Annotated in this window: 3 protein-coding genes and 1 pseudogene; all 4 read left to right on the top strand. The window is 74.2% G+C overall.

Annotated elements, in window-relative coordinates:
- Positions 1 to 2,226 (top strand): annotated as a pseudogene (locus BUB17_RS24895) (AAA family ATPase); the annotation flags it as partial.
- A 239-nt stretch (positions 2,227 to 2,465) separates the two neighbouring features.
- Positions 2,466 to 2,690 (top strand): helix-turn-helix transcriptional regulator, encoded by a 225-nt coding sequence (locus BUB17_RS24900; protein ID WP_072921495.1) that lies wholly within the window; start codon positions 2,466 to 2,468, stop codon positions 2,688 to 2,690.
- 164 nt (positions 2,691 to 2,854) lie between these two features.
- Entirely contained in the window at positions 2,855 to 3,349 is a 495-nt protein-coding gene (locus BUB17_RS28105; protein ID WP_244277477.1) for an N-terminal phage integrase SAM-like domain-containing protein, read from the top strand.
- Positions 3,268 to 3,969, top strand: coding sequence for a tyrosine-type recombinase/integrase (locus BUB17_RS28110; RefSeq protein ID WP_244277478.1), 702 nt, complete (start codon positions 3,268 to 3,270; stop codon positions 3,967 to 3,969). The genes BUB17_RS28105 and BUB17_RS28110 overlap by 82 nt, the downstream gene beginning before the upstream one ends.
- Positions 3,970 to 4,037: the final 68 nt, after the last annotated feature.

Raw genomic sequence — 4,037 nt, forward strand, 5'->3', positions numbered from 1 at the left:
CTGCACCTGCACCTGCACCTGCACCTGCACCTGCAAATCAATGCCCGGGTGTTCGCGGCCGAACAATGGCGCGGGCTGCACACCGTCGGCGTCCGCGACTTCCTCGCCGCCATCAACGGGATCGGGCACGCCGCGGTCGCCTGCGATCCGCAGTTCCGGGCCGCACTTGCCGCGCACGGCTACACCGTGGATGCGACTGGAGAAATACCGGAGCTCGGCGCCTACGTCGGCCCGTTCAGCGCAAGGGCGACGCAGATCGGGCGCAACCTGGACCGCTACCAACGCGACTGGATCGCCGCGCACCCCGGAGAACAGCCCGGTCCGGCGCTGCGGCGGGCCTGGGACACCCGCGCCTGGGCCGAGGGGCGCCCGGACAAGGTCATCCCCCGCTCGGGGGCCGACCTCGTGGCGCGGTGGCGAGCCGAGCTGGGGTCACTGGGCTATGGCGATCCGGCCCACCCTGTCCCGCTGGCGCCGACTCCGATCGGCGCGCTCGACCGCGAGGCCGCCGTCGACACCGTGCTGACCCGGCTGGCCGCCGGCCGCTCGGCCTGGAACGCCGCCGACGTCCGCGGTGAGGTCGAGCGGCTGATCGCCGCGGAGGGCATCGTCGCCGATCCGGCGGTGCGCCTCGAGTTGGCCGAGGACCTCACCGCCCGCGCTCTCGACCGGTGCGTCCTCCTGGTGGACCGGGAGGGAGTGCCGGAACACGTCCGGTCCTGGACCTCGCGACCGGTGCTCGACGTGGAGGCCGACCTGCGCACCCGGTTCGCCGCCCGCGCCGGTCAGCCACCGCTGGGTGCACCGAGGCTGGCGCCGCTGCCGGCCGGCGTTGTCGGGGGCCTGGACCCCGGTCAGGCCGCCGCGGTCGCCGTCCTGGCCGGCGACCGATGGCTGGTCGTGGTGGAGGGCGCGGCCGGGGCGGGCAAGACCACCACGCTGGCCGCTGCCCGCGACCTGCTCGAACGGCAGGGGCGGCGGCTGATGGTGGTGACCCCGACGTTGAAGGCCGCCGAGGTCGCCCGCGCGGAGGTCGGCGCGACCACCGGGTCGGCAGCGTCCCTGATCTTCGCCCACGGCTGGCGCTGGAACGAGCACGGCGAATGGACCCGACTCGTCGTCGGCGAGGTCGACCCGGTCACCGGCCGCATCCACACCGGGCCGGTGGAGGGGACCCGGCTGCGGCCCGACGATCTGCTGGTCGTCGACGAGGCCGGCATGCTCGACCAGGACACCGCCCGCGCTCTGCTCACCGTCGCCGACGAGGCCGGGGCGCGGCTCGCGTTGATGGGCGATCGCCACCAGCTCGCCGCGGTCGGCCGCGGCGGGGTCCTGGACCTGGCCGCCGCTCAGGTCGACCCGGCCGCCCACCTCACTCTGGAGTCGGTGCACCGCTTCACCCGCACCGACAACACGGGCCAGTCGGTTCCGGACGGTGAGTACGCCGAGCTGACGTTGGCGATGCGGCGGGGTGACACCCCGGGTGTGGTGTTCGACGCCCTCCTCGCCCGCGGCCGGATCCGCCTGCACCCAGACCACCCAGCGCTGCAGGACGCCCTGGCCGCGACCGCCGCCCTCGACCCCCGGGCGGTCGACGTCGCGGTGGTGGCGGACACCCGCGAGCAGGTCAGCGAGCTCAACGCCGCCATCCGCGATCGGCTGGTCACCGACGGCCGCGTCGACGACGTCCGGGTTGTGACCACGCGGGCGGGTCAGCGGATCGGCGCCGGCGACAGGATCGCCACCCGGCGCAACGACCGTGACCTGGAGGTGGCCAATCGGGATGTGTGGACCGTGACCGCGGTCGGCCGCCGCGGTGGGCTGCTGGTCACCGCCGGCGCGGCCACCGGTGACGTCCCCCGGGGCGATGTCACCCCGGCCGGCGCACGGGTCCGGGTGCTGCCCGCCGACTACGTCACCGAGCACGTGGAGCTGGCCTACGCCAGCACCGCGTACGGCGTGCAGGGTGACACCGTTCCCGCCGCGCACGTGGTGATCGGGAACCAGACCGGCGCGGCCTCGGCCTACGTCGGCATGACCCGCGGACAGTTGTCCAACACCGCGCACCTCGTTGCGGCCGACGTGACCGAGGCCCGGGCGCAGTGGATAGCCGTCTTCGGCCGCGACCGGGCCGACCTCGGCCCCGGCCACGCGGCCGAGCTGGCCGCTCGAGAGGCCACCCGCGACCGGACGGCAGCCGCTCCCCCGCGGCCGGTCGCGCCGGTACCGAGCGTCCCCCGGCCCGAGGCGGAGCGGCGGGGACCATCCCTCGCCCGTGGAGGCGCCGCGCCGGGCATCGGTCGATGAGGCCGCCTCCCCCGGCCGGCCGCAGGCCCGGACATCAGCAACAGGAGGAGAACTGGAGGATTTCGGAAGCCATCGGTGGTCGGCTGTCACCAATCGCGCCCAGATGGCGCCTTCTCCTGTGACGGAGCACAGCCCACCCGAGCCCACCGGAGCCAGCCATGTCCGACCACCCCGCCCGCCGCGAGCCCGAACTGCTCACCATCACCGAGGCCGCCGAGCTGCTGCGCGCTCCGGTGGCCACCCTCCGGTACTGGCGCCACCTGGGCACCGGTCCGCGCAGCTTCCGCCTCGGCCGCCGCGTCCTCTACCGCTCCGACGACCTCCACAGCTGGATCGATGCCCAGCACAGCCGGGTCGCTCCTGCCCCGGACGCCCGTCCGTGACCGGCCCGACCCACGGCGGGCGTTGCCATCCACAGATCAGGCTGCGCCTGCCGGAGGAACAGGGGGTCGAGCGCAAGCTTGCCTCAGGACGACCGCGTTGGTCGTGCAGGCGCATCGGCGCGGGCCACGGCTGCCCGGGCTTGAAGAGAGGCGGGTGATCGACGATGGCGTCGATCGCGCGGAGGCCTGATGGCACGTACCGGCCGCGGTACCGCGACGAACACGGCAAGGAACACGCCCGCCACTTCAAGCGCAAGGTCGACGCCCAGCGATGGCTCGACGAGGTCACCACGGCCGTGCAGACCGGCACCTACGTCGACCCCAAGCGGGCCAGGACGACCGTGGGCGAGCTGGCCGACGTCTGGCTCGCCGGGAAGATCAACCTCAAGCCCACCAGCCGGGCCCGCTACGCCGACGTCCTCAAGACCCACGTCCTGCCGCGCTGGGGGAACGTCGCACTGATCCGGGTGACCCACGGTGACGTGCAGGCCTGGCTGTCCGAACTCTCCGACCGGGGCTGGCCGGGGCCTCGGTCCGCAAGGCGCAGGGCGTCCTGTCCGGCATCCTCGGGCTCGCGGTGCGCGACCGGCGTCTGGCCGTCAACCCCGCGCTCGGCGTGGCCCTGCCCCCGATGCAGGAGAAGCGCCGCCGGTACCTGACCGCCGAGCAGCTGGAAGCGCTCGCCGACGCCGCCGGGCCCGGCCGGACCGCCGTCCTGGTGCTCGGCTACTGCGGGCTGCGCTGGTCCGAACTGGCGGCGCTGCGGGTGCGGCACCTCGACCTGCTGCGCCGGCGGGTGCTCGTCGAGGAGGCTGTCACCGAGGTCGACGGCTCCCGCCTAGTGTGGGGCACCCCCAAGACCCACGGCCGCCGCTCGGTGCCGCTGCCGCGGTTCCTCGTCGACGAACTCGCCCGGACGGTGGTGACCCGCCCCGCCGACGAGCTGGCCTTCCCCTCGCCACAGGGCGCGGTGCTGCGCAACCGCAACGCCCGGTCCGCCTGGTTCGACGCCGCGGCCCGGGCCATCGGGGAGCCCGGGCTCACGCCGCACGAACTCCGGCACACCGCGGCCTCGCTGGCGATCAAGTCCGGTGCCAACGTCAAGGCGGTGCAGCGGATGCTCGGGCACGCCTCGGCGGCCATGACCCTGGACCGCTACGCCGACCTGTTCGACGACGACCTGGACGACGTGGCCGACCGGCTGGACGCCCTGCGGGCCGCATCCCGCGGACGAGTTGCGGACTTTTTGCGGACTGACAGCGCTGTCCGTGTCAGTTGATGGGGTTGGTGTAGCCGGCGTGGGTGAACCAGCCGGCGGCGTCTGCCGGTGTGATCGTGCGCATGGCG

Source organism: Geodermatophilus obscurus (genome assembly GCF_900143215.1).
Classification (GTDB): Bacteria; Actinomycetota; Actinomycetes; order Mycobacteriales; family Geodermatophilaceae; genus Geodermatophilus; species Geodermatophilus obscurus_A.